General features: G+C 71.2%; 17 protein-coding genes. 12 read left to right on the top strand and 5 right to left on the bottom strand.

The window, feature by feature from the left end; translation table 11 throughout:
- Window positions 1–195: 195 nt before the first annotated feature.
- Complete coding sequence (locus O7624_RS25980; RefSeq protein WP_282237607.1) at window positions 196–780, bottom strand: TetR/AcrR family transcriptional regulator; 585 nt, start codon at window positions 778–780, stop codon at window positions 196–198.
- Window positions 781–863: 83 nt separating this feature from the next.
- Window positions 864–3,560 (bottom strand): glucosidase, encoded by a 2,697-nt coding sequence (locus O7624_RS25975; protein ID WP_282237606.1) that lies wholly within the window; start codon window positions 3,558–3,560, stop codon window positions 864–866.
- Window positions 3,561–3,601: 41 nt separating this feature from the next.
- Between O7624_RS25975 and O7624_RS25970 the strand changes: the two genes are divergently transcribed.
- The 12 genes from O7624_RS25970 (at window position 3,602) to O7624_RS25915 (ending at window position 19,624) form a co-directional block, all read left to right on the top strand.
- Window positions 3,602–5,533: an amylo-alpha-1,6-glucosidase gene (locus O7624_RS25970; protein ID WP_282237605.1), complete on the top strand. Its 1,932-nt coding sequence runs from the start codon at window positions 3,602–3,604 to the stop codon at window positions 5,531–5,533.
- A gap of 140 nt (window positions 5,534–5,673) precedes the next feature.
- Window positions 5,674–7,005: a glycosyltransferase family 4 protein gene (locus tag O7624_RS25965; protein ID WP_282237604.1), complete on the top strand. Its 1,332-nt coding sequence runs from the start codon at window positions 5,674–5,676 to the stop codon at window positions 7,003–7,005.
- Window positions 7,006–7,138: 133 nt separating this feature from the next.
- Window positions 7,139–8,992, top strand: a complete 1,854-nt coding sequence (locus O7624_RS25960) for a serine/threonine-protein kinase (RefSeq protein ID WP_282237603.1) — start codon at window positions 7,139–7,141, stop codon at window positions 8,990–8,992.
- Window positions 8,993–9,026: 34 nt separating this feature from the next.
- Window positions 9,027–9,605, top strand: coding sequence for a DUF1707 domain-containing protein (locus O7624_RS25955; RefSeq protein ID WP_282237602.1), 579 nt, complete (start codon window positions 9,027–9,029; stop codon window positions 9,603–9,605).
- Between the two features lie 197 nt (window positions 9,606–9,802).
- A complete protein-coding gene (locus tag O7624_RS25950; protein WP_093407241.1) occupies window positions 9,803–10,612 on the top strand; it encodes a metal-dependent hydrolase in 810 nt (269 codons plus the stop codon).
- Between the two features lie 23 nt (window positions 10,613–10,635).
- Window positions 10,636–11,526: an amidohydrolase family protein gene (locus tag O7624_RS25945; RefSeq protein WP_282240766.1), complete on the top strand. Its 891-nt coding sequence runs from the start codon at window positions 10,636–10,638 to the stop codon at window positions 11,524–11,526.
- 148 nt (window positions 11,527–11,674) lie between these two features.
- A complete protein-coding gene (locus tag O7624_RS25940) occupies window positions 11,675–12,787 on the top strand; it encodes a LacI family DNA-binding transcriptional regulator (RefSeq protein ID WP_282237601.1) in 1,113 nt (370 codons plus the stop codon).
- 37 nt (window positions 12,788–12,824) lie between these two features.
- A complete protein-coding gene (locus O7624_RS25935) occupies window positions 12,825–14,120 on the top strand; it encodes an extracellular solute-binding protein (RefSeq protein WP_093407246.1) in 1,296 nt (431 codons plus the stop codon).
- A 53-nt stretch (window positions 14,121–14,173) separates the two neighbouring features.
- Window positions 14,174–15,127 (top strand): sugar ABC transporter permease, encoded by a 954-nt coding sequence (locus tag O7624_RS25930; protein WP_282237600.1) that lies wholly within the window; start codon window positions 14,174–14,176, stop codon window positions 15,125–15,127.
- Window positions 15,127–16,002 (top strand): carbohydrate ABC transporter permease, encoded by an 876-nt coding sequence (locus O7624_RS25925; RefSeq protein ID WP_282237599.1) that lies wholly within the window; start codon window positions 15,127–15,129, stop codon window positions 16,000–16,002. Before O7624_RS25930 ends, O7624_RS25925 begins: the two co-directional genes overlap by 1 nt.
- Complete coding sequence (yicI, locus tag O7624_RS25920) at window positions 15,999–18,230, top strand: alpha-xylosidase (protein ID WP_282237598.1); 2,232 nt, start codon at window positions 15,999–16,001, stop codon at window positions 18,228–18,230. Before O7624_RS25925 ends, yicI begins: the two co-directional genes overlap by 4 nt.
- Complete coding sequence (locus tag O7624_RS25915) at window positions 18,227–19,624, top strand: GH1 family beta-glucosidase (RefSeq protein ID WP_282237597.1); 1,398 nt, start codon at window positions 18,227–18,229, stop codon at window positions 19,622–19,624. The genes yicI and O7624_RS25915 overlap by 4 nt, the downstream gene beginning before the upstream one ends.
- Window positions 19,625–19,738: 114 nt before the next feature.
- On the opposite strand, the gene O7624_RS25910 is transcribed toward O7624_RS25915, so the two are convergent.
- The 3 genes from O7624_RS25910 to O7624_RS25900 all read right to left on the bottom strand — a co-directional run bounded on the left by O7624_RS25910 (window position 19,739) and on the right by O7624_RS25900 (window position 23,600).
- On the bottom strand, window positions 19,739–20,332 hold the full coding sequence (locus O7624_RS25910; protein WP_093407260.1) for an NTP transferase domain-containing protein: 594 nt from the start codon (window positions 20,330–20,332) through the stop codon (window positions 19,739–19,741).
- A gap of 239 nt (window positions 20,333–20,571) precedes the next feature.
- Window positions 20,572–21,678, bottom strand: coding sequence for a hypothetical protein (locus O7624_RS25905; protein ID WP_282237596.1), 1,107 nt, complete (start codon window positions 21,676–21,678; stop codon window positions 20,572–20,574).
- A 212-nt stretch (window positions 21,679–21,890) separates the two neighbouring features.
- Window positions 21,891–23,600 (bottom strand): bifunctional 3'-5' exonuclease/DNA polymerase, encoded by a 1,710-nt coding sequence (locus tag O7624_RS25900; protein WP_282240765.1) that lies wholly within the window; start codon window positions 23,598–23,600, stop codon window positions 21,891–21,893.
- Between the last annotated feature and the right edge of the window lie 13 nt (window positions 23,601–23,613).

The raw sequence follows: 23,613 nt of genomic DNA, 5'->3' as shown, positions 1-23,613 counted from the left end.
GGGTCAGATCCGCGTGGACGCCGGGCCGCGGACGGGGCGCAGAACATCGGACATTGTTCTGACCTCCCCTCCACTCGATCGGCGTGCCAGCCAACCTACGCCCCCACCCCACCCCCCGCAACCACCCCATCCCTTCCCGGTTGATCAAGAAGTTTTCGTCGTCCACGCCCGCGAAATCCGACGCAAACTTCTTGATCACCGAGACGAGGGGCGGGGGGTGAAGAGGTTCTGGCTGAGGAGGTGTTCGCGGTGGTCCTGGGTGTCGGGGCGCAGTCGGCCGCCCCGGGTGAGCATCACCATGCCGTGCAGCAGGCTCCAGCCCAGCTCGGCGAGGATGTCGGCGTCGCGGCCGGCGGCCAACGGCCTGAGCGCGGTGCGCAGTTCACCGAAGGTGGCCGCGACCGTCTCGGGAACCTGCTCCGCGCCGAGGGTCAGCTCCGGCGTGTGGGCGAACATCGCGTCGTAGACCTCGGGATTGGCGTACGCGAAGTCCAGGTAGGCCGCCATCACCGCCGGCCAGACCTCCGCCGGGCGATCGACAGACATGCGTGCCCCGGTCAGTGCGGCGGCCAGGTCGGCGAAGCCGCGCACCGCGACGGCGGCCACCACCGCGTCCCGGTCGGCGAAGCGCTGGTAAAGGGCACCGAGGTCGACGTCGGCGCGTTCGGCGAGCCGGCGGGTGGTCACCGCGGCCAGGCCCTCGGCCTCGGCCAGCTGCCAGGCGGTGGTGACGATAGCGTCGCCGTCCCGCCCGGTGCCTGGTTCGTCTGCTCCGGACACGCCGCCGATGCTAGCCCGCGTAACGCAGGGTCACCCGGTCACGACGGATTGGCGACTGAAGGCAGGCCTGTCGGGCAGCCCGGTCAGCGGCGCAGGGTGAGGATGAGGTCGGCGACCAGGGCGGTCCAGCCCGTCTGGTGCCAGGCCCCCAGGCCGGCGCCGTTGTCGCCGTGGAAGTACTCCGGAAACGCGATCAGGTCACGCCAGTCCGGGTGGGTCTGGAACAACTGCGCCGCGCCGTAGATCGGCCGACGGCCCCAACCGTCGCGGGTGAACAGCGCGATCAGCCGGGCCGACAGGTCGTCGGCGATCTCGTCGAGGGTCTTCTTCACCCCGGAACGGGTCGGATACTCCACCTGGAGGTCGTCGCCGAAGAACGCGGCGTAGTCCCGCAACGCGCTGATCAACAGGAAGTTGGTCGGCATCCAGATCGGGCCGCGCCAGTTGGAGTTGCCGCCGAAGAGGCCGCTCGTCGACTCGGCAGGCTCGTAGCCTACGCAGAACTCCTGCCCGCCCAGGGTCACCGCGAACGGCTTGTCCAGGTGGGCGCGGGACAGCGTACGCAGCCCGTACTCGGAGAGGAACTCGTCGGTGTCCAGCATCCGGGCGAGCAGCCGCACCACCTGCTCCGGGCCGCACATGGACAGCAACCGTTGCTGCCGCCCGTCCGGTCCGAGCCGCCGCGCTCCGACCACCGCGGCGTACTCAGGCCGGTTGGTCAGGAACCAGCGCAGCCGGGCACCCAGTTCGGGCAACCGGTGCAGGGTTCGCGCGGTCAGTCGGGTGACCGCGGCCAGCGGCAGCAGGCCCACCACCGAACGCACCTTCAACGGCACCTTCGTGCCGTCGGCCAACCGCAGCACGTCGTAGAAGAACGCGTCCTCGTCGTCCCACAGCCCCTGGTCGTACGCGGCCGCCGCGATGTAGGCGAAGTGTTCGAAGAACTTCGTCGCGGTGTCCACCCAGGTGCGGTCGTGCTCGGCCAGCACGATGGCGATGTCCAGCAGGTTGAGCGCGTACATCGCCATCCAGCCGGTGCCGTCGGACTGCTCCAGCACCCCGGCCACCGGCAGCGCCGCCGAGCGGTCGAACGGGCCGACGTTGTCCAGCCCGAGGAACCCGCCCTCGAAGACGTTGTTGCCGCCGGTGTCCTTGCGGTTGACCCACCAGGTGAAGTTCATCAGCAGCTTGTGCATCATCCGGGCCAGGAAGTCGTGGTCCCGGCTGCCGTCGATCTCGAACACCTTCAACGCCGCCCAGGCGTGCACCGGCGGGTTGACGTCACCGAAGGCCCACTCGTACGCCGGGATCTGCCCGTTGGGGTGCAGGTACCACTCCCGCAGCAGGAGCAGCAGTTGCTCCTTGGCGAAGCCGGGGTCGACCCGGGCGATGCTCACGCAGTGGAAGGCCAGGTCCCAGGCGGCGTACCACGGGTACTCCCACGGATCCGGCATGGAGATGACGTCGAAGCTGGTCATGTGCCACCAGTGGCTGTTGCGCCCGTGCCGGCGACCGGCCGGCGGGTTCGAACCGGGATCGCCCTCCAACCACCGTTTGACGTCGAAGTGGTAGAACTGCTTGCCCCACATCAGCCCGGCGATGGCCTGCCGGGCGATCAACGCCTCGTCGGGGCTGGCCTTGGGCGGGATGACCGTGTCGAAGAACCGGTTCGCCTCGGCGCGACGGGCCCACACCGCCGCGTCGAAGCCGTCGCCCAGGTCGGCCGGCGGCGGCTCGCCGCCGCCGGGCGGCGGGGCCGTACGGGTCAGCCGCAGCCGGATCCGCCGCTGCTCGCCGGCCGGCACGTCCAGCACGTAGTGCAGCGCTCCCTTGGTGCCCTCCGACTGCGGGTTGACCGTCTCCGCACCGTCGACCACATGGTCGTTGATGCCGTCCTTCGGGTACGGGGTGCGACTCGGCAGCCCCCACAGCCGCTCGGCGTTTGTGTCGTTGTCGCAGAGCAGCGGCGTCGGGTCGCCGTCGCCTTCGAGCACGACCTGACCGAGCACCCAGTGCTCGCCGACCAGCCGCCGCCCGGACCCGACGATCCGGGGCACCCGGTCACCGCCGGGCAGCCCCCACGCCCAGGTGTTGCGGAACCACAGGTGCGGCAGCACGTGCAGCCGGTCGGCCTCCTCGCCACGGTTGGCCACGGTCACCACGATGCACATGTCGGTCGGTCCGGCCTTGGCGTAGTCGACGGTCACCGCCCAGTACCTGTCGTCGTCGAAGATGCCGGTGTCGACAAGCTCGTACTCCGTGTCGTCACGGCCCCGCAGGCCGTTGACCGCGACCAGTTCGTCGTAGGGGAAGGCGGCCTGCGGATAGTGGTACCGCCACCGCATCCAGGAGTGGGTGGGGGTGGAATCCTCGTACCACCAGTACTCCTTGGCGTCCTCGCCGTGGTTGCCGCCGTCCCCACCGAGGCCGAACATCCGCTCCTTGATGATCGGATCGCGTCCGTTCCACAACGCGAGAGCGAAACAGAACGTCTGCCGGTCGTCACACACGCCCGCCATGCCGTCCTCGGACCACCGGTAGGCTCGGGACCGCGCATGGTCATGGGGGAAGTAGTCCCAGGCCGTGCCGTGCTCGCTGTAGTCCTCCCGTACCGTCCCCCACGCCCGCTCGGACAGATAGGGACCCCATGCGCGCCAGTCCTGCTCCCCGGCATCGGCCTGGGCGAGCCGGATCCGCTCGACGTCGGGGGCGGAGGGCGAAACGTCAGTGATCACCTGAACATCTTCGACGCCGCCGGGGTACTGCACCACAGCGGCCATTGTCGTCGTGTCGTGTTACACCTCGCCGCCGTGGAGGAAAGTTGATCGAAATTCGCTACGGTTCGCAGGTCTGCGGCGAGCTGACCAGCGCCGCCAGCCGTGAATGGCTGGTACCCGACGGCCTCGGCGGGTACGCCATGGGCACCGTCGGCGGGTTGCGCACCCGCCGCTACCACGGGCTGCTGGTGGTTCCGGGTGAAACGCCGGCCTCCCGAAAGGTGGGACTGGTAAGCCTCGATCCGGCGGTGCTGCTGCCCTCCGGTGCCCGGGTGCGCCTCGGCGCGCACGAGTGGGTCTCCGGCGATGTGGACCCGCGCGGCTTCGAGCTGCTGGAACGCTTCGACCTGACCGACGGGCTGCCGCGCTGGCGGTGGCGCATCGGCGACGTGGTGATCGAGCGGGAGCTGGCCATGCTGCCCGGCCGCTCCTGCGTGGCGGTGGTGCACCGGCTGGTCAGCGGCGGCCCGGTCGAGCTGGAACTGGCCGCCGCCTGCACCTGGCGGGACGCGCACGGCGAGCGGCGCGGCGACGGACCACCGCTGCGGATGGACCCGGTCGACGGCGGCGCGGTGATCGAGGAGGCGTACCGGCTGTCCGGGCCCGGCTGGTCGCCGCAGGGCCACTGGTGGCGGGGCGTGTACCACCGCGAGGAGGCGGCGCGCGGCCTGCACCCGGAGGAGGACCTGTGGTATGCGGGCCAGTTCCGCGACACCCTGCACCGCCCCGGTGACACGCTCTCGGTGCTGGCCTGGGCCACGGATCTGGAGCAGGAACCACCGCCGGGACCGCAGGTGGTGGCGTCGGCGCGGCAACGCAACCGGCAGGTGGTCGCGGCGGCCCGGGCGGCCGACGCGGTCGAGGCAACCCTGGCGCTCGCCGCCGACGCGTTCGTCGTGCGGACCGCCACCGGCCCGGACGTGGTGGCCGGCTATCCGTGGTTCGGTGCCTGGTCGCGGGACACGATGATCTCGTACGAGGGGCTCTTCCTCCGGACCGGTCGGGCCGACCTGGGCCGTGAGCTGCTGCGCTCGTACGCGGCGACGCTGTCGGAGGGGATGCTGGCCAACACCGCCGACACCGGGCGGGTCGAGTACAACACCGTCGACGGCACGTTGTGGTTCCTGCACGCGGTCAGCCGGCACGTCACCGTCACCGGTGACACCGACCTCGGCGACGACCTGCTGCCGGCGTTGCGCGCGGTCATCGACGCCCACGTGGCCGGCACCCGGTACGGCATCGCCGTCGATCCGACCGACGGGCTGCTCGCCTGCGGTGCCCCCGGTGCCGCGCTGACCTGGATGGACGCCCGGGTGTACGGGGTGCCGGTCACCCCGCGTCACGGCAAGCCGGTGGAGGTCAACGCCCTGTGGGTCAACGGGGTGGCCGGGGTCGCCGAACTGGCCGAGTTGGCCGGGCAGGACGCCGAGGGGCTGCACCGGCTGCACGAGCGGGCGGTCGAGGCGTTCCGGAAGCGGTTTCCCACTCCCGCCGGCTGGCTGCACGACGTGGTCGACGCGCCCGCACCCGCATATCCGCTCGGTGGCGCGGCCCACCACGACGACGACCTGCTGCGTCCCAACCAGCTGCTGGCCTGGTCGTTGCCGTTCGCGCCGATGGAGCCGGATGCTGAGGCGCTGGGCCACCTCGGGGCGGGGCTGCTCACTCCGCTCGGCCCGCGCAGCCTCTCCCCCGACTGTCCCGGCTTCCTGGGCCGGCACCGGGGCGGGCCGGCCGAGCGGGACACCGCGTACCACCAGGGCACGGTCTGGCCGTGGCTGATCGGCCCGTACGCCGACGCCGTCCGGCGGGCCGGTCTGCCGGTCGACGACCTGTTCACCGGTCTGGAGGCGCACCTGAGCGAGTACGGCCTCGGCTCGGTCAGCGAGACAGCCGACGGTACGGCCCCGCACACCGCCACCGGTTGTCCCTTCCAGGCATGGTCGGTGGCGGAACTGCTGCGCGTCCGCCGGTAGCGCTTTACACCCCCGCAACGGTTATGTCTCCGCTGGTTAGCCAGGTGCGACCAGGATTGGTCCCGATCCGGCCGCAACGCGAACGCCACCCGTCAGGGGGCTTCCCAGGGGTGCGCGGAGACAAGTCAAAGGGGGCGCGTATGTCACCGAACGCCGACGTGATCGACATCAACCCCGCACGCTCGCAGCGGGTGCTGATGCTGTCGTGGGAGTACCCACCCGTTCTCGTCGGCGGGCTCGGCCGACACGTGCACGCCCTGTCGGTGGCCCTGGCCGCCGCCGGTCACCAGGTCACCGTCGTCACCCGCCACACCGACGGCGCACCCCTTGAGGAATACGTCGACGGCGTACGCGTCATCCGGGCCGCCGAAGACCCCGTCGCCTTCCCCCTCGCCACCAACTCCCTGCTGGCCTGGACGATGGCCTTCAACCACACCCTCACCCGTGCCGCCCTGCACGCCACCAGCACCGGTCAGTACGACGTCATCCACGCCCACGACTGGCTCGTCGCCCACACCGCCATGACCCTGCGCGACCACCTCCACCTCCCCCTCGTCACCACCATCCACGCCACCGAAGCCGGCCGGCACCAGGGCTGGCTACCCGAAGACATGAACCGCACCATCCACGGCGTCGAGCACTGGCTGAGCAACGCCTCGAACCGGGTCATCGCCTGCTCGGGCTACATGCGCGAACAGGTCACCAGGCTGTTCGGCACCCCCGGACAGCGCGTCGACGTGGTGCCCAACGGGGTCGACGACCGGGCCTGGCGGGCCCGGCCCCGCGCGGTCGCCTCGGCCCGGGCCCGCTTCGCCGGGGACGGGCCGCTGGTCGGGTACGCCGGCCGCCTGGTCTACGAGAAGGGCGTGCAGCACCTGGTCGACGCCGTGCCGAAGCTACGCGCGCGGCATCCCGGGCTGCGGGTGCTGATCGCCGGGGACGGCCCCTACCGGGGCGAGCTGGAGGACCGGACCCACCAGCTCGGGCTCGCCGGCACCGTCCGCTTCACAGGTTTCCTCGACAACACCCAGCTGCCGGCGGTGCTCGGCGCCACCGACGCGACGGTGGTGCCCAGCCTCTACGAACCTTTCGGCATGGTGGCGCTGGAGGCCGCCGCAGCCGGAGCGCCACTGGCCGTGGCCCGCACCGGCGGACTCGCCGAGATCGTCGAACCGGGCGTCACCGGCGTCACCTTCCCGCACAGCGACCCGTCGGCGCTGGCCGGCGCCGTCGGGCAGCTGCTCGGCGACGAGGTCTTCGCCCGCCGCGTCGCTCGCCAGGCACGCAGCATGGTCGGCCGGCGCTACGGCTGGGCCACCATCGCCGACCGCACCGCCGACACCTACGCCGCGGCCCGCCGCGAGCACACCGCGCCGCAACCCCGGCGCGTCGCCGCCGAGCTGCCCACACGCCGGCAGACGATCGCCATCCCGGACGGCAACCTCCTCGCGGTGGGAGGTGCCGCCTCCTGAGTGGACCTGTCGGATAGGTGATTCCCGATCCGCTGGCTAGGGTCGGAGTCGACGTGCTCGATTGTGCCGAGGACGTCGACCAGACCCTGGGGATGTACGCCGGACCGTGGCGGATGGGAGAAATGTGCGAGCGGTGATCGCCGGCCGGTACCGGTTGCTCGATCTGGTCGGGCGCGGCGGGATGGGGACGGTGTGGCGGGCCGAGGACGAGCTGCTGCACCGCCAGGTGGCGATCAAGCAGGTGGTGCTGCCGGCCTGGCTCGGCGGTGACGAGCTGGACCAGTCGCGGGCCCGCACGCTGCGTGAGGCGCGGACCGCGGCGCGGCTGAACCATCCCAACGTGGTCCGCGTCTACGACGTGGTCGCCGAGGCCGACGAGCCGTGGATCGTGATGGAGTACGTGCCGTCGCGTACCCTCCAGGACCTCCTCGACGCGGACGGGCCGCTGTCGCCGCAGCGGACCGCTCGGATCGGTCTGGCGCTGCTGGACGCGCTGCGGGCGGCGCACCACGCCGGGGTGCTGCACCGCGACGTCAAGCCGGCGAACGTCCTCGTCGCCGACGACGGCCGGGTGCTGCTGACCGACTTCGGGTTGGCCGTGTTCGACGGTGGCGATCAGACGATGACCGGGCCCGGCACCATCCTGGGTTCGCCGCAGTACGTCGCGCCGGAGCGGGCCGCCGACGGGGTGTCCAGTGAACGCGCCGACCTCTGGTCGCTCGGCGCCACGCTGCACGCCGCCGTCGAGGGCCGCGCCCCGTACGCCCGCAGCACCGCCATGGCGACGTTGAGCGCGCTGGCCTCCGCACCACCGGACCCGGCACCGCACGCCGGCCCGCTGTCGGCGGTGCTGGCCGGGCTGTTGCGCCGCGACCCCGCGCACCGCACCGACCACGCCGAGACGCGCCGCCGGCTACTGGCCGCCACCGGCCCCGACCCGACCGACGAACCCGACAGGTCCGGTGAGGACACCGCTCCGCTGCCCACGACCGGAGGGTCTCCCGCCGGCACCGCCGCGTCCATCGGGGTCGCTGACGCTCCGGCGATGACCGCCGGCTCGCCCCGCAGGGAGCCGAACCGGCGCCCGGGCGCCGACGAGGCCACCCGGCCGTCAGCCGGGCACGACCCGGATCAGACCGGCGGGGACGGCCCGGGCCGGACCGGCGGGGACGGCCCGGGCCCGACCGGCGGGTCACCGCCACCGACCGCGCCCGCCAGCACCCCGGCGGCGACGCCGGGAACCGGGCAGCGCCGGGAGCCGGTGGCCCGGTCCTGGGCACTGGCGGGGGTCGCCGTGCTGGTCGCCATGGCGGCCGGGATCGGCACCGCGCTGACGGTGGTGGGCACCGGCGCGGAGCAGCCCGGTTCGGGGACGCAGAGCCCGCCCTCGTACGACGTGGGCGCGCCGGGGCCCGGCGGCCCGTTCCCGCGCGACGGGCGACGCCCGCCCGGTCCGCCGCCCGGCGGCGTCGTCCCCCCGCCGTTGCCCTGCGTACGCCCGTGGGTCGACGGCGCCTCGCTGCGCACCGCCCCACCCCGTCCGACCGACGGATTCCGGCCGCCCGCCGGCTGGGTGTGGCACGCCGATGCCGGCGGCTTCCGGGTGGCGTTGCCGGCCGACTGGCGGCACTCCCGCGACAACGACGTGGCCTGCTTCCAGGATCCGGCCACCGGTCGTGCGTTCACCGTCGCGGACAGCGCCGACGTCACCACCGAACCGGCCGCCCGGCTCCGGGCGGTGCGGGACCGGGAACTGGCCGACGGCACCCTGCCCGACTACCAGGAGTTCCGCCTCGGCCGGGTCGGCGACGCCGTCGAGTGGGAGTTCGGGTGGTTGACGCCGCACGGTGACCGGCTGCGCGCCACGCAGATCGTGCCGGATCCGACGCGGGGCCGCTCCTGGACGTTGGGTTGGATCACACGCGACCATGACTGGGCGGCTGCGGCGAGCGACCTGGCGACCGTCCGGCTCAGCTTCCGTCCCTGAGAATCGGTTCGCGGGACGCGGTTAGTCTCGGACCGTGGAACCGGACCGGCACGACGACACCGACCAGCTGCGAGTCTCCGACCGGGAACGGGAGGAGGTCGTGGAGCTGCTCGGCAAGGCCACGGCCGAGGGCCGGCTGACCCTCGACGAGTACTCCGAGCGGGCCGGTGCGGCCCACGCCGCACAGACCCGCGGCGAACTGGCCCGGGTGACCAGGGATCTGCCGGACGTGGCGGCCCGACCCGCCACCGGCGCGCTCGTCCCGGCGACGGAGAAACTGCTGGCCGTCTTCGGTAACGAGGTACGCAAGGGCGCGTGGCCGGCACCGGAGCGCATCGAGGCCCGGGCGGTCTTCGGCGACTGCCGGATCGAGCTGCACGAGGCCCGGCTGCCCGGGCGGGTGACCCGGATCGACGCCGAGGCGATCTTCGGCAACGTCACGATCGTCGTGGCGGAGGGCACCGATGTCCGGCTCACCGGCAGCGCGATCTTCGGGAGCAAGCAGTCCAAGCTCAGTGGCCCTGTCGCGGCGGGCGCACCAGTGATCGAGGTGCGCTGCCGGGCGATCTTCGGCGACGTGACCGTCCGCGCGCCGCGCAAGCGCTGGTGGTGACGCCGCCCGTCCCATCGCCGACAGATCGGGCCGACCGACCGTCACACGCTGCCATACTTCCTGGTGGTCGGCCCGGCCCACCGACCACCTCCGATGGTTGTCCGAAGTGGACAACAAGGATGGTCCCCCTGCGGCGTCGCCGCGAACTACAGTGGCGTAGTTTTGGCGCTCAAGATCCCTGGGGAGGGCGAGCCGAGATGATGGGACCGTCGCACGCGCTGTCTGGCGCGGCGGTATGGCTGAGCGGGTCCTGGGCGCTACAGCACTTCTACGACTACGAGCAGTCGCCGTTGGCGTTGGCCGTCGGCACCGCCGTCTGCGCCGGTGGGGCTTTGCTGCCCGATCTCGATCTGTCCGGCAAGGTCACCCGCAACCAGGGCGGCGCGACCGTGGCCCGCACGTTCGGTGTCTTCTCGCTGTTCATCGCCGAGGTGGTGGAGAAGGTCTCGCTGGGCGTTTACTACGCCACCAAGCTCAGCCGCGATCCCAAGCGCAGCAACGGCCACCGGACGCTCACCCACACCATCCCGTTCACCGTGCTGGTGGGTTGGGGCACCACCACGCTCTGCGCGCGGTACGGCAAGTGGGCGGTCATCGGCATCCTGTTCTTCATGATCGGCCTCGCGCTGCGCGGCCTGTTCGACGAGTGGGCCGAGCGCGCGGGCTGGGTCATCGTCACCCTGGTCTCGGCCGGCGCGGCCACGTTCACCGCGGCGAACCTGCCCGGCGACCGGGGCTATCCGATGATCGGGCTGGCCGTCGGCGTGGGCAGTTTCGTGCATATCATCGGTGACATGATCACCAGAGCCGGCGTACCGATTCTCTGGCCGATTCCGATCAAACGCCGGATGTGGACACCGATCAGCCTGCCCGACAAGATCGCGCTGCGGGCCGGGGGCAAGACCGAGATCGTCGTGGTCCGCACCGCACTGACCATCGTGTCGGTGCTGGCCGCGGTCGGGCTGGTCGCTCCCTCGGTGCTCCAGAAGTTCAACCTCGACCTGTGAGTGTCGAGCCCGTCGACCCGGCGATCGTGGCCGCCGACGAGGCGGTGCCACGGTTCTGGCAGGGGCTCGGTCTGCCCGGTCTGGCCGACGTCCACGTGCACTTCCTGCCGCCGAGGCTGCGCCGCCGCGTGTGGGAGTACTTCGAGTCGGCCGGTCCGTTGGTGGGGTTGGAGTGGCCGATCCGGTACCGGTGGAGCGACGTGGAACGCGTCGATCACCTCCGTCGGCTGGGGGTACGGGCATTCAGCGCACTCGCGTACGCCCACCGGCCCGGCATGGCCGAGCAACTCAACCAGTGGACGCTGGACTTCGCCCGCGACACCCCCGGATGCCTGCCGTCGGCCACCTTCTTCCCCGAGCCGACGGCGCCGCGCTACGTCGCCGAGGCGATCGACGCCGGTGCCCGGGTGTTCAAGGTGCATTTCCAGGTGGGTGGTTTCGCACCCACGGACCCGGCGTTGGCGCCGGTGTGGGACCTGCTCAGCGCGGCCGACGTGCCGGTGGTCGTGCATGCCGGGCACGCGCCGGTGGGCACCGCGCACACCGGGCCGGAGCCGTTCGCCGCGCTGCTCGCCCGGCACCCGCGGCTGCCCGCGATCGTCGCCCACCTGGGTGCGCCCGACTATCCCGCCTTCCTGGATCTCGCCGAGCGGCACGAGCGGGTCCGGCTGGACACCACGATGGCTTTCACCCCGTTCCTCGATCAGCTCGTGCCCTTCCCGGCCGAGGAGTTGCCGCGCCTGCGCGAGCTGGGGCTGGCCGGGAAGGTGCTGCTGGGCAGCGACTTCCCCAACATCCCCTACCCCTACGCCGACCAGTTGACCGGTCTGGCCGGGCTCGACCTGGGTGACGACTGGCTGCGGATGGTCTGCTGGCAGGCCGCAACGGACCTCTTCGACCTGCCCACAGGCTGATTCGACCTGCCGGCACGCTGATCGAGCGGGATCCGACCTCAGTTCGTCACTGCCTATTGACGTGGTCGTAACACCTGACCTACCTTCTGTCGAACTGCTTAGTCGAAGCGCTTCGACAACGCCGGGGCATACCGCGAGGAGGTGCCGGATGGCCACCATGCAGGACGTCGCACGTCGCGCCCAGGTGTCGGTCAGCACCGTGTCGTACGTGCTCACCGGCGCCCGACCGATCTCCCAGGCCACCCGGGACAAGGTCCTCGCCGCCATGGCCGAGCTGGACTATCAGCCCAACGCCCTGGCCCGTGGGCTGGCCAGCCGGCGCAGTCGGATCCTCGGCCTGCTGCTGCCGATGGACGAGCGCGGCATCGGCGCCACCGAGACCGCCTTCGTCACCGGCGCGACCTCCGCCGCCGTGGCCGCCGGCTACCACCTGGTGCTCTCCCCGATCGGCGTCGGCGACCTCGACGAGCTGCGCCGGCTGGCCAGCCAGCGCATTCTCGACGGTGCGCTGCTGATGGAGGTCCAGCTGCACGACCCCCGGGTGGACGTGCTGCGCGAGGCGGGCGTGCCGACGGTGCTGATCGGGCGCACCGAGGACCCGAGCGGCCTGTCGTACGTCGACATCGACTTCGACCGCACCGTCCGCGCGGCGGTCGACCACCTGGTCGGCCTCGGCCACCGGCGCATCGTCTACGTCAACCACTCGGCCGACACCATCGCCGAGGGTTACGGCCCGGCCCTGCGCACCCGTGACTCCTTCACCGCCGCGATGACCGAGCACGGTCTGACACCGCTGATGATCCCCGCCGAGGACAGCGCCGCCAGTGGTCAAGCGGCACTGGCCAGCGCGCTGCGCCAGGAGCCCGATCTCACCGCCGTGCTGGCGATGAACGAGAGCGCCGTCTTCGGGCTGCTCGGCGAGTTGTCCACCCGGGGGCTGACCGTCCCCGACGACGTGTCCGTCGTCTCGATGGTCACCTCACCGCAGGTCGCCGAGCTGGCCACGCCCGCGTTGACGGCGATGACGTCGCCCGGCTCGGCGCTCGGCCGCATCGCGGTGCAGACGCTGCTGCGGCACGTCGAGAGCGGCGACGGGGAGATCCACCAGGAACTGCTGCCGTGCGTGCTGGAGGTCCGTGGATCCAGCGGCCCGCCACGTACGCCGGCTGCCAGCACCACCGACCCGGAGGCGGCCGACGAACGGTCGTCCCCGGGTACCGAAGCAGCCCGCCGTCGCGCTGCCACGCGACGACGGGCTTGAAGGAGTACCGGCTCGATACTCACCAGGGAGACTAGCAATGCGACGATTCCGTAGCGTAGCCGTGGCCGCCACAGTGGCGGCGCTCGCGGCGACCAGCCTGGCGGCGTGCGGCGACGACGGTGGCGACAGCGAGGCCAACGTCCTCAAGCTCTGGCACTACGAGAGCGCCAACAGCGCCATGGGCATCGCCTGGGACCGGGCGATCGAGATCTTCAAGGAAGAGCACGAGGGCGTCGAGGTGCGCTTCGAGCGCAAGGCGTTCGAGCAGATCCAGCAGAACGCTGGCATGATCATCAACTCGTCCGAGGGTCCGGACGTGATGGAGTACAACAAGGGCAACGCGACCGCCGGGCTGCTCTCCTCGCAGGGCCTGCTCACCGACCTCACCGAGGAGGCGACCGAGCGTGGCTGGGACACCGCGCTCAGCCCCAGCCTCCAGACCACGGCCAGGTACGACAACGGCGTCATGGGCTCCGGCAACTGGTACGGCGTGCCCAACTACGGCGAGTACGTGATGGTCTACTACAACAAGGACCTCTTCACCGAGCACGGGGTCACGGTGCCGACGACGCTGGCCGAGATGACCGCCGCGATGGACACCTTCGTCGCCAAGGGCGTCACGCCGCTGGGCATGTCCGGCGCCGAGTACCCGGCCGGGCAACTCTTCTACCAGCTCGCCCTCTCCCGGGCCGACCGGGCCTTCGTCGACAACTACCAGCTCTACGCCAACCCGGTGGACTTCACCGCCGACCCGCTCAAGTACGGCGCCGAGACCTTCGCCGAATGGGTGGACAAGGGGTACATCGCCAAGGACTCCGCCAGCCTCAAGGCGGAGGACATGGGCACCGGATTCATTTCCGGCAAGACCCCGATGATCGTCTCCGGCAGCTGGTGGTTCGGCCGCTTCAAGAGTGAGATCTCCTTCGACTGGGACACCTTCCTCTTCCCCGGCAACACCCTGCACGCCGGCTCCTCGGGCAACCTGTGGGTGGTCCCGGAGACGAGCAAGGCCAAGAGCCTGGCGTACGACTTCATCGACATCACCATGCGGCCGGAGATCCAGGCGTTGATCGGCAACAACGGTGGCGTGCCGGTGGCCGGTGACCCGGCGACGATCAACGACCCGAAGGACCGCAAGCTGATCGAGGACTTCAACACGGTCAGCTCCCAGGACGGTCTGGCCTTCTACCCGGACTGGCCGGTCCCGGGCTACTACGACGTGCTGGTCTCCGGATTCCAGGGCCTGATCAACCAGTCCAGGTCGCCCGCGCAGGTCCTCGACGCGATCTCCGGGCCGTACCAGGACGGCGTCGCGGAGATCAAGCGCGACTGACGGCGGCCGGGGCAGGCGCGCCCGCGCGCCTGCCCGCCCCTGGAAGGATTTCCATGGCATCCCTCGACACGGTCGACGCCCCGGCCCGGAAACCGGCAGGTCGGCGCCGCCGGTCCGGCTCCGACGCCGGGTACTGGCCCTACCTGCTCCCCGGCGCGGTCCTCTTCCTGCTGGTCATCGGCGGTCCGCTGGTCTACACCGGCTACCTCTCACTGACCAAGTGGTCCGGCGTCGGCGACCCCACCTTCATCGGGCTGGACAACTACCGCGATCTGCTGACCGACGACGTCTTCTGGACCTCGTTCCAGAACACCGTCGCGATGATCATCGCGATGGTGGTGCTGCCCACCCTGATCGGACTGGTGCTCGCCGCGGTGCTCTTCGACACCATCGGACGCCGGTTCCGGCCCCGCACCGCCGCCGCGCTGCGGGCCGCCTTCTACCTGCCGCAGGTGCTCCCGGTCGTGGTGGCCGGCATCGTCTGGGGTTGGATCCTGCGGCCCGACGGCGCACTCAACGGGCTGCTCGACGCGGTCGGGCTCGGCTCGCTCACCCACGACTGGCTTGGCGACCCGAACACCGCGCTGCCCGCCGTGATGGCCGTGATGATCTGGGTTCAGCTCGGCTACCCGGTGGTGGTCTTCATGGCCGCCCTGGAACGGGTGAACCCGGAGCTGTACGAAGCGGCGGAGATCGACGGGGCCGGCTGGTTCCGGCGGTTCCGGGCGATCACCCTGCCGCAGATCCGGCCGGAGACGTTCGTGGTCGGGCTCACCTGCACCATCGCCGCGATGAAGGTCTTCGGCCCGATCTTCGCGCTGACCCGCGGCGGGCCCGAGAACGCCACGAACGTGCCCTCCTACTTCGCGTACTTCACCTTCTTCAAGCGGTTGCAGGTCGGCTACGGCTCGGCGATCTCGATGGTGCTGACCCTGATCATCGTCGTGGTCGCGGTGCTGTTCATCCGGGCGCAGAACCGTGCCGAGCGCCGGGACGGAGTGCTCTGATGGCGATCACCCTCACCCCGCCCCGACGGGTACGGCGTCCCGCTGACCGGCGGCACCGGGGCATCGCCCGGTGGATCGTGCTCGCGCTGGTCGGCGCGGCGGCGCTCGCCATGCTGGTGCCGTTCGCGTTCATGCTGCTCAACGCCTTCAAGTCGCCCGGCGACTACTCGACAAACGGCCCGTTGAGCTGGCCGGGCGAGTTCTACACCACCGGCCTGCGCACCTACTGGGAGCAGGTCGACTTCCCGGTGAAGCTGTGGAACTCGGTGCTCATCTCCGGCTCGGTGGCGGTCCTCGCGGTCGTCGTGTCACTGCTCAGCGCGTACGCCCTGGGCATCGGCCGGGTCCGCGGCCGGCTCTGGATCATCGGCCTGTTCCTGCTGGCCAACATGCTGCCGCAGGAGGCGCTGATCTACCCGCTCTACCACTTCGCCAAGGAGGCGGGGCTCTACAACACCCGCCTGGCGGTCATCATCATCTTCACCGTCATCCAGGCGGCCTTCGGCACCTACCTGCTCGCCTCGGTGCTCGGCACCTTCCCGCGCACCCTGCTGGAGGCAGCCGCGCTCGACGGGGCCGGCCGGTGGCGAACCCTGTGGCGGGTGGTGCTGCCGAACATCCGGCCCACCATCTCGGTGCTGCTCGTCTTCTTCTTCATCTGGACCTGGAACGAGTTCCTCATCCCGTTGGTCATGCTCATCGACAACCAGACGCAGACCGTCCCGGTCGCGCTGGCCTCGTTGCAGGGCGACCGGCTGATGGACGCCCCCACCACGAACGCCGGGGCACTGATCAGTCTCCTTCCGGCGATCCTGTTCTTCCTCATCTTCCAGCGCACCCTCTCGCGCGGCATCACGGCAGGAGCCGACAAGTGAAGTTCACCGACGGGTACTGGCAACTGCGTCCCGGGGTCAGCGTGCTGCGCCCCGGCACCGTGGAGTCGGTGGAGCCGGACGAGCGGTCCTTCACCGTCTTCGCACCCATCGGGCGAATCACCGGACGCGGGGACACCCTCAACCGGCCGGTGATCACCGTACGGTTCTTCTCCCCCGCGCCCGGCGTGGTCGGAGTGACAATCGGTCACCACACCGGTGGGCTGCCCAAGCAGCCGCGGTTCACCCTGGCCGAGAGCACCGAGCATCCGGTGCAGGTGGAGGTCACCGGGCTCAGCGCGCGGTTGACCACCGGCGAGCTGACCGTCCGGGTCGCGCTGACCGGGCCGTGGCGGGTGGACTTCCTGCGTGGCGACCGGTTGGTCACCTCGTCCACCGAGCGCAGCATCGGCGCGGTCACCGACGCCGAGGGCAACAAGTACGTCCACGAGCGGCTGGCCCTGGGCGTCGGCGAGACCATCTACGGGCTGGGCGAGCGTTTCGGCGCGTACGTCAAGAACGGCCAGGCCGTCGACATCTGGAACGCCGATGGCGGCACCGCCAGCGAGCAGGCGTACAAGAACGTGCCGTTCTATCTCAGCAGCGCCGGCTACGGGGTCTTCGTGGACCATCCGGAGCACGTATCGTTCGAGGTCGGCTCCGAGGTGGTGTCGCAGACCCAGTTCAGCGTGCCGGGCCAGTCGCTGACGTACCACCTGATCGACGGGCCCACCCCGAAGGACGTACTGCGCCGCTACACCGCGCTCACCGGCCGGCCGGCGCGGGTCCCGGCCTGGTCGTACGGGCTGTGGCTGTCCACCTCGTTCACCACCTCGTACGACGAGAAGACGGTCACCGAGTTCATCGACGGCATGGCCGAGCGGGACCTGCCGCTGTCGGTGTTCCACTTCGACTGCTTCTGGATGCGGCAGTTCCACTGGGTCGACTTCATCTGGGATCCGGCGACCTTCCCGGACCCGGAGGGGATGCTGCGCCGGCTGCACGAGCGTGGCCTGAAGGTGTGCGTCTGGATCAACCCGTACATCGCCCAGCGGTCGTACCTGTTCGAGGAGGGCCGGCAGGCCGGCTACCTGGTCCGCAACCCGGACGGCTCGGTCTGGCAGTGGGACAAGTGGCAGGCCGGCATGGCGCTCGTCGACTTCACCAACCCGGACGCGGTCGACTGGTTCGCCGGAAAGCTCAAGGTGCTGCTCGACATGGGCGTCGACTGTTTCAAGACCGACTTCGGCGAGCGTATCCCCACCGATGTGGTCTGGCACGACGGCTCAGACCCGCAACGGATGCACAACTACTACGCGTACCTCTACAACAAGACCGTCTTCGAGCTGCTGGCGGCCGAACGCGGGGAGGGCGAGGCGGTCGTCTTCGCCCGGTCGGCGACCGCCGGCGGTCAGCAGTTCCCGGTGCACTGGGGTGGCGACTGCGAGTCGACATTCGTGGCGATGGCCGAGTCGCTGCGCGGCGGGCTGTCGCTGGCCGCCTCCGGGTTCGGCTACTGGAGCCACGACATCGGCGGCTTCGAGGGCACCCCCGACCCGGCGGTGTTCAAACGCTGGATCGCTTTCGGCCTGCTGTCGTCGCACTCGCGGCTGCACGGCTCCGGCTCCTACCGGGTGCCGTGGGCGTACGACGAGGAGGCGGTCGACGTGCTGCGCCGCTTCACCCGGCTCAAGCTGAGCCTGATGCCGTACCTCGCGGCAGCGGCCGAGGAGGCTCACCGCGAGGGCGTACCGGTGATGCGGCCGATGGTCCTGGAGTTCCCGGACGATCCGACCGCCGCGTACCTCGACCGGCAGTACATGCTGGGCCCGGACCTGCTGGTCGCACCGGTGATGAGCGCCGACGGCCAGGTGACCTACTACGTGCCCGCCGGCACCTGGACGCAGCTGACCACCGGTGCCCAGGTCACCGGTCCGGGCTGGGTCACCGAGAAGCACGACTTCGACAGCGTTCCGGTGCTGGCCCGGCCCGGGTCGGTCATCGCGTTCGGCTCGGTCACCGACCGCCCGGACTACCCGTGGGCCGACGGCGTACGGCTGCGGATGTTCGCGCCGGTGCCCGGGCAGCGGACCCGGGTGCGGGTACCGGCACCCGACGGTGGACCGGGCACCGAGTTCGAGGTGTCCTACCAGGACGGAACGGCCAGCGCCGAGCTGGTGGCGGGCGCGTCGTCCGGGTACGAGTGCGAGGTGACGGAGGTGGCGACATGAGCGACGTCGTGTTTCCTGAGGGATTCGTGTGGGGTTCGGCGACGGCGGCGTACCAGATCGAGGGCGCGGCGAAGGAGGACGGACGGGGGCCGTCGATCTGGGACACCTACAGTCACACCCCGGGCCGCACCCTGAACGGGGACACCGGCGACGTCGCGGCCGACCACTACCACCGGTGGGCCGACGACCTCGACCAGGTGGCCGCGCTCGGGCTCGGGGCGTACCGGTTCTCGATCGCCTGGCCCCGGGTGCAGCCCGGCGGCTCCGGCGCGCTCAACCAGGCGGGAGTGGACTTCTACTCCCGCCTGGTTGACCGGCTGCTCGAACTCGGCATCCGGCCGGTGGCCACGCTGTACCACTGGGACCTGCCGCAGGAGTTGGAGGACGCGGGCGGCTGGCCGGCCCGGGACACCGCCGCACGCTTCGCCGACTATGCCGAGAAGATCGTCGGGTCGCTCGGGGACCGGGTGCACACCTGGACCACGTTCAACGAGCCGTGGTGCTCGGCCTACCTCGGGTACGCCTCCGGGGTGCACGCGCCGGGGCGGACCGAGCCGGCCGCGGCGCTGGCCGCCGTACACCATCTGAACCTGGCGCACGGCCTGGCCGGCCGGGTGATCCGTGACCTGGCACCGGCGGCGCAGCTCTCGGTCACGCTGAACCTGCACGTCATCCGGCCGGCGTCGGGCTCGGCCGCCGACGCCGACGCGGCACGCCGGATCGACGCCCTGGCCAACCGGGCCTTCCTCGGCCCGATGCTGGACGGGGCGTACCCGGCGGACCTGCTCGCCGACACCGCCGCGGTCACCGACTGGTCGTTCGTCCGGGACGGCGACGAGGCCACCGCCGCGGTGCCGCTGGACGTGCTCGGCGTCAACTACTACTCGACCACGCTTGTCCGTGCCTGGGACGGCGTCTCACCCAAGTCGGACGCCGACGGGCACGGCCGCTCGGCGCACTCGGCGTGGGTCGGCTCGGAGCAGGTCGAGTTCCTGCCGCAACCCGGTCCGTACACGGCGATGGGCTGGAACATCGAGCCGGCCGGCCTGACCGAGCTGCTGCTGCGCCTGCACCGCGAGTATCCCGACCAGCCCTTGATGATCACCGAGAACGGCGCCGCCTTCGACGACGTCGTGTCGCCGGACGGCACGATCCACGACGACCGCCGGATCGACTACCTCCACCGGCACATCGCCGCCACGCACGACGCGATGGCCGCCGGCACCGACGTACGCGGCTACTTCGTCTGGTCCCTGCTCGACAACTTCGAATGGGCGTACGGCTACGACCGCCGCTTCGGCATCATCCGCGTCGACTACGAAACCCAGCAGCGCACCTGGAAGGACTCCGCCCACTGGTACCGCCGCCTGACCACCACCAACCGCCTCCCCTGACCCCCGCCCCCGCCCCCCGACTCCTTATGCGTTGATCAAGAAGTTTTGGTCCTGCGGCCGGCGCGATCCCGACCAAAACTTCTTGATCAACGCGCCCGGGAGGGGCGGTGGGGGTCAGGCGCCTACGCGTTGTTCGGGGACGGTGAGGCCGTACAGGGCCATCAGCTCGGGGGTATCGACCCGACTGCCGTCGGCCACCGCGTCACAGGCGATGTCGACGATCTGGTCCTTGTGCGCCAGCAGGTACGGGCGGGCGCCGACGTCGGCACTGGCCAGGGTGGCGATGCCGGGCCAGTGCCGACGGCCGAACAGCATCGGGTAACCGCGCAGGCCGTTGTAGGTGGCACAGACCAGCACGTCGGGGAAGGGCAGCGCGGCCACCCGGCGGACCGCAGCGGCGGTGAGCCCGGGCATGTCCACCGGCACCACCACCGCCGCCTCGACCCGGTCGTCGTCGATGCCGGCGAGACCGGCCCGGATGGACGAGCCCACGCCGGTACCCCAGGCGCGGTTGACCACCACCGTGGCGCGACTCAGGTCGGCGGTCTGGCGGACCTGGTCGGCCGCGGCGCCCAGAACGACCACGATCTGCCCGCAGCCTGCCTCCGTCAGCGTGTCGATCATCTGGTCGACCAGGGGTTTACCGCCCTGGTGCAGCAGGGCCTCCGGCCCGCCGATCCGGCGGCCACCCCCCGCAGCGATGATCATTCCTGCGATCCGGTTCAGAGCTGCGCTCCCTCCAGCGTGGGAGCGGTCGGGGCCGTGTGACCCCGACCCTCCCGTCCTACGCACACCGTTTGCAACGACAGCGGTCGGAGGAGAGTGGCGGGGCATTTGGTGTAAATTGGGTATCTATCCGGCTCTCATCATGTTCGGCTGATCCGCTGTGTTCGGCCCGAGGCTCATCCGCCACCGCCCGGTGAAGCGCCGGGACACGATCTGATCGGCTACGGATCGCGCCGGGCAGCCAGCCGCAGCCGGCGTTTGACGCCACCGGCCGCGCGGGTCCTGAGCCGGGAGAGGACGTTGACGCTGTCGGCTAGGCCGTCCGGCCGCCGACTGAGGGTGTCGGCGTGACCCAGCATGCCCACGATCGTCTCGACAGCGACCTGGAGCAGCTGTTCCTCGTCCAGCTCGTCGGGGCTGATGCTCTGCCGCATCACTGTCGGCCGCAGGTCGTCGAGGTCACCGACGATCCGGCACGGGTAGTCCTGAAGCTCCTTGATCTGCTGCTCCGCCTGCTCCCGCACCCAGTCCGCCCGGTCCAGGCCGACGCCGAAGGGCACCCCCTCACGCCGTTTGAGCACGGCGTCGACGAGATGTCGGTGGACCACCTTCTGGTACGGCGTCCGCAGCGGATACCTGTCGCCCAACGCCAGGTTGACCCGGCGAAGCAGTTCGATCTCGGCCGCGCCGAGCGACGGGTTGGAGGTCGGTTCCGCCAGCTGGCACAGCCCGTCCGGGATCCCCAGGATCCCGGCGAACCGCCGCCAGAGCAGGTCCCTCGGTGCGCCGGGCGGCGGTACCGTCACCAGGTACCGGTGCTCAGCGGGGACCAGGTCGCCCCAGCGGCGCAGCATGCGCGGCGCCGTGTGGTTGTTCCAGAAGGCCTCGGCCCTGCCACCCTCGACGGCGCGCATGAACGCCCCGAACCGCCAGCCACTGCGCGCCCGGACGCTCTGCTGCCAGAAGGACGGGAAGGTCCGCCACAGGTCACGGCCGGCCGCGATGACATGGACCTCGGCGGCCTCCAGGCTCTCCACCGCCCGGGCGGCCTGTTCGCTGGTCGCCGCGCCCAGCCCCTCGTTACTGATGATCACATCACCGGGCCAGCTGCGCGCCTTCTCGGCCAGCCGGTCCCAGGTCCAGTAGACGTCGCTGTCCCGCCAGGGCGCCGCCCGCAGATCGGCCATCGCGTGGTCGTGCGCCACGGCACTTCCCGGCAACAGAATGCCGGCGTCCCGCAGAGCGGCGTAATTGTTCCAGAGCACGTTCTGCACATAGGTGCTTCCCGTCTTCGGCGCACCGATATGCAGATAGACGCGCCTGGCCATGCCGCCTCCCGGACCCGACACCATGTCGATCGAAGTGGTCACCTTCGCGGAGCCAGAGTGACATACGGCGGGCGCACGCCAAAACAGCGGGCGACGCCTTTTCCGGAAGACGAATTCCCTGTTCCGCAGAGATGTATGGGCCACGAAATTCTGGTGAACAGTCTCGCCCGGATTAGTTGGCGCAGCAGGACATGACCTTTTCGAAGGCACCGTCAGGCCGCGTCGGCATAACACTCCACGACAGACAGATCCAACGGAAAGCGGACCGGAGTGTCCCCGAACAGCAGCGCGGCGGCCCGTCGACCGGCCCGATCGACAGCCTCGGCGACCTGCCCGGCCTGCGCCACAGGGCAGTGCACGATCACCTCGTCGTGCTGGAAGAAGACCAGCTCGGCCCGGGTGCCGGCCAACTCGCCGCGGAGCACCGCGAGCAGGGTGGACGCCCACTCGGCCGCGGTGGCCTGGATGACGAAGTTACGGGTGAACCGGCCCCGGGCCCGGGCGGCCCGGGCCCGGGGCGACTGGACGTCGCTGTCCGCCTCCGGATCCGTCCCAACCGCCTCGTCCACGCCGAACCCGGCGGTGCCGGGCGGGCAGGTCCGCCCCAACCAGGAACGCACCAGGCCGCCCACCTCGCCGGTCCGCGCCGCCGCCTCGACGTAGCCGAACGCGGTCGGATAGCTGCGTCGCAGCACCGCCAGCGCGGGCACCGCGGCCCCACCGGTCTGCCCGTACATGGCCCCGAGCAGCGCCAGCTTGGCCCGGCCCCGGTCACCGTCGAACGCGTCCCGAGCCAGGGCGGCGTAAAGGTCACCGGTCGCCCCGGCGGCGGCGAGCCGGGCGTCACCGGAGACCGCGGCCAGCACCCGTGGCTCCAACTGCCCGGCGTCGGCCACCACGAAACGCCAGCCCGGGTCGGCCACCACCGCCCGGCGGATCACCTTCGGAATCTGCAACGCGCCGCCACCCCGGGTGGCCCACCGCCCTGAAACCACCCCGCCGGGAACGTACTCCGGGCGGAACCGGCCGTCGCGCACCCAGGCGTCCCGCCACGCCCGGCCGTGCGCCGTCCAGATCCGGTACAGCTCCTTGTACTCCAGGATCAGCGGCACCGCTGGATGATCGACCCCGCGCAGCACCCACGCCCGGGTGCTCGGCAGCTCCACGCCGACCCGCGCGAACGCCTTCAGCAGCTCGGCCGGGCTGTCCGCGTGCACCTGCCGGACCCCGAACGCGCCGGCGATCCGCGCGGCCAGCTCCGCCAACCGGCGCGGCGGCCCACCCACCGGAGAGGGTTCACCCAGCAACTCGGCGAGGACCGCGTCATGCACGTCGGCCCGCCAGGGCAGCCCGGCCGCGCCCATCTCGGCCGCGATCAACGCACCGGCCGACTCGGCCGCCACGAGCAGCCGGAACCTGCCCGGGTCTCCGGTCCCCGCGACACGGCCGAGTTGGTCGGCGTACACCCGGGTCAGGGCGGTGAGGCCGGGGCCCGGCGGCCCCGGCACGGCGTCGAAGAGCGCGGCCTGGCCGGTGCCGGGCGGGGTGGCGGCGCGCGGCGGCGGATCGGCCGGCACCGGCGCACCGGTCAACCGCGCCCAGGCCGCTGCCAGCCCGCGGGGCTCACCCCACCGGCCCGCGTACCCGAGCAGCAGCGCCTCGGTCAACTCCACGTCGTGGCAGCGCTGCACCGTGACCCCGGCGCGTAGCAGCGCCGGGTAGAGCGCGGCCCCGGATGCCCACACCCAGCGCGGCTGGTCGGTGCGTTCCCGGGCGGCCACCGCGGCAGGCAGATCGACGACCGGTTCGGGCACGCCCAGCGACGCGCCGGTCGGGTCGAGGGGTTGCAGAACTCCCCCGCCCCGGTCGTCGGACACCACCGCCACCAGCACGAACGTGATTCTGCCCGGCCCCTGCGACAGACCGGGGCCGGGC

The organism is Verrucosispora sp. WMMD1129 (assembly GCF_029581255.1).
Classification (GTDB): domain Bacteria; phylum Actinomycetota; class Actinomycetes; order Mycobacteriales; family Micromonosporaceae; genus Micromonospora; species Micromonospora sediminimaris.
This window is presented reverse-complemented; position numbering and strand designations above follow the sequence as displayed.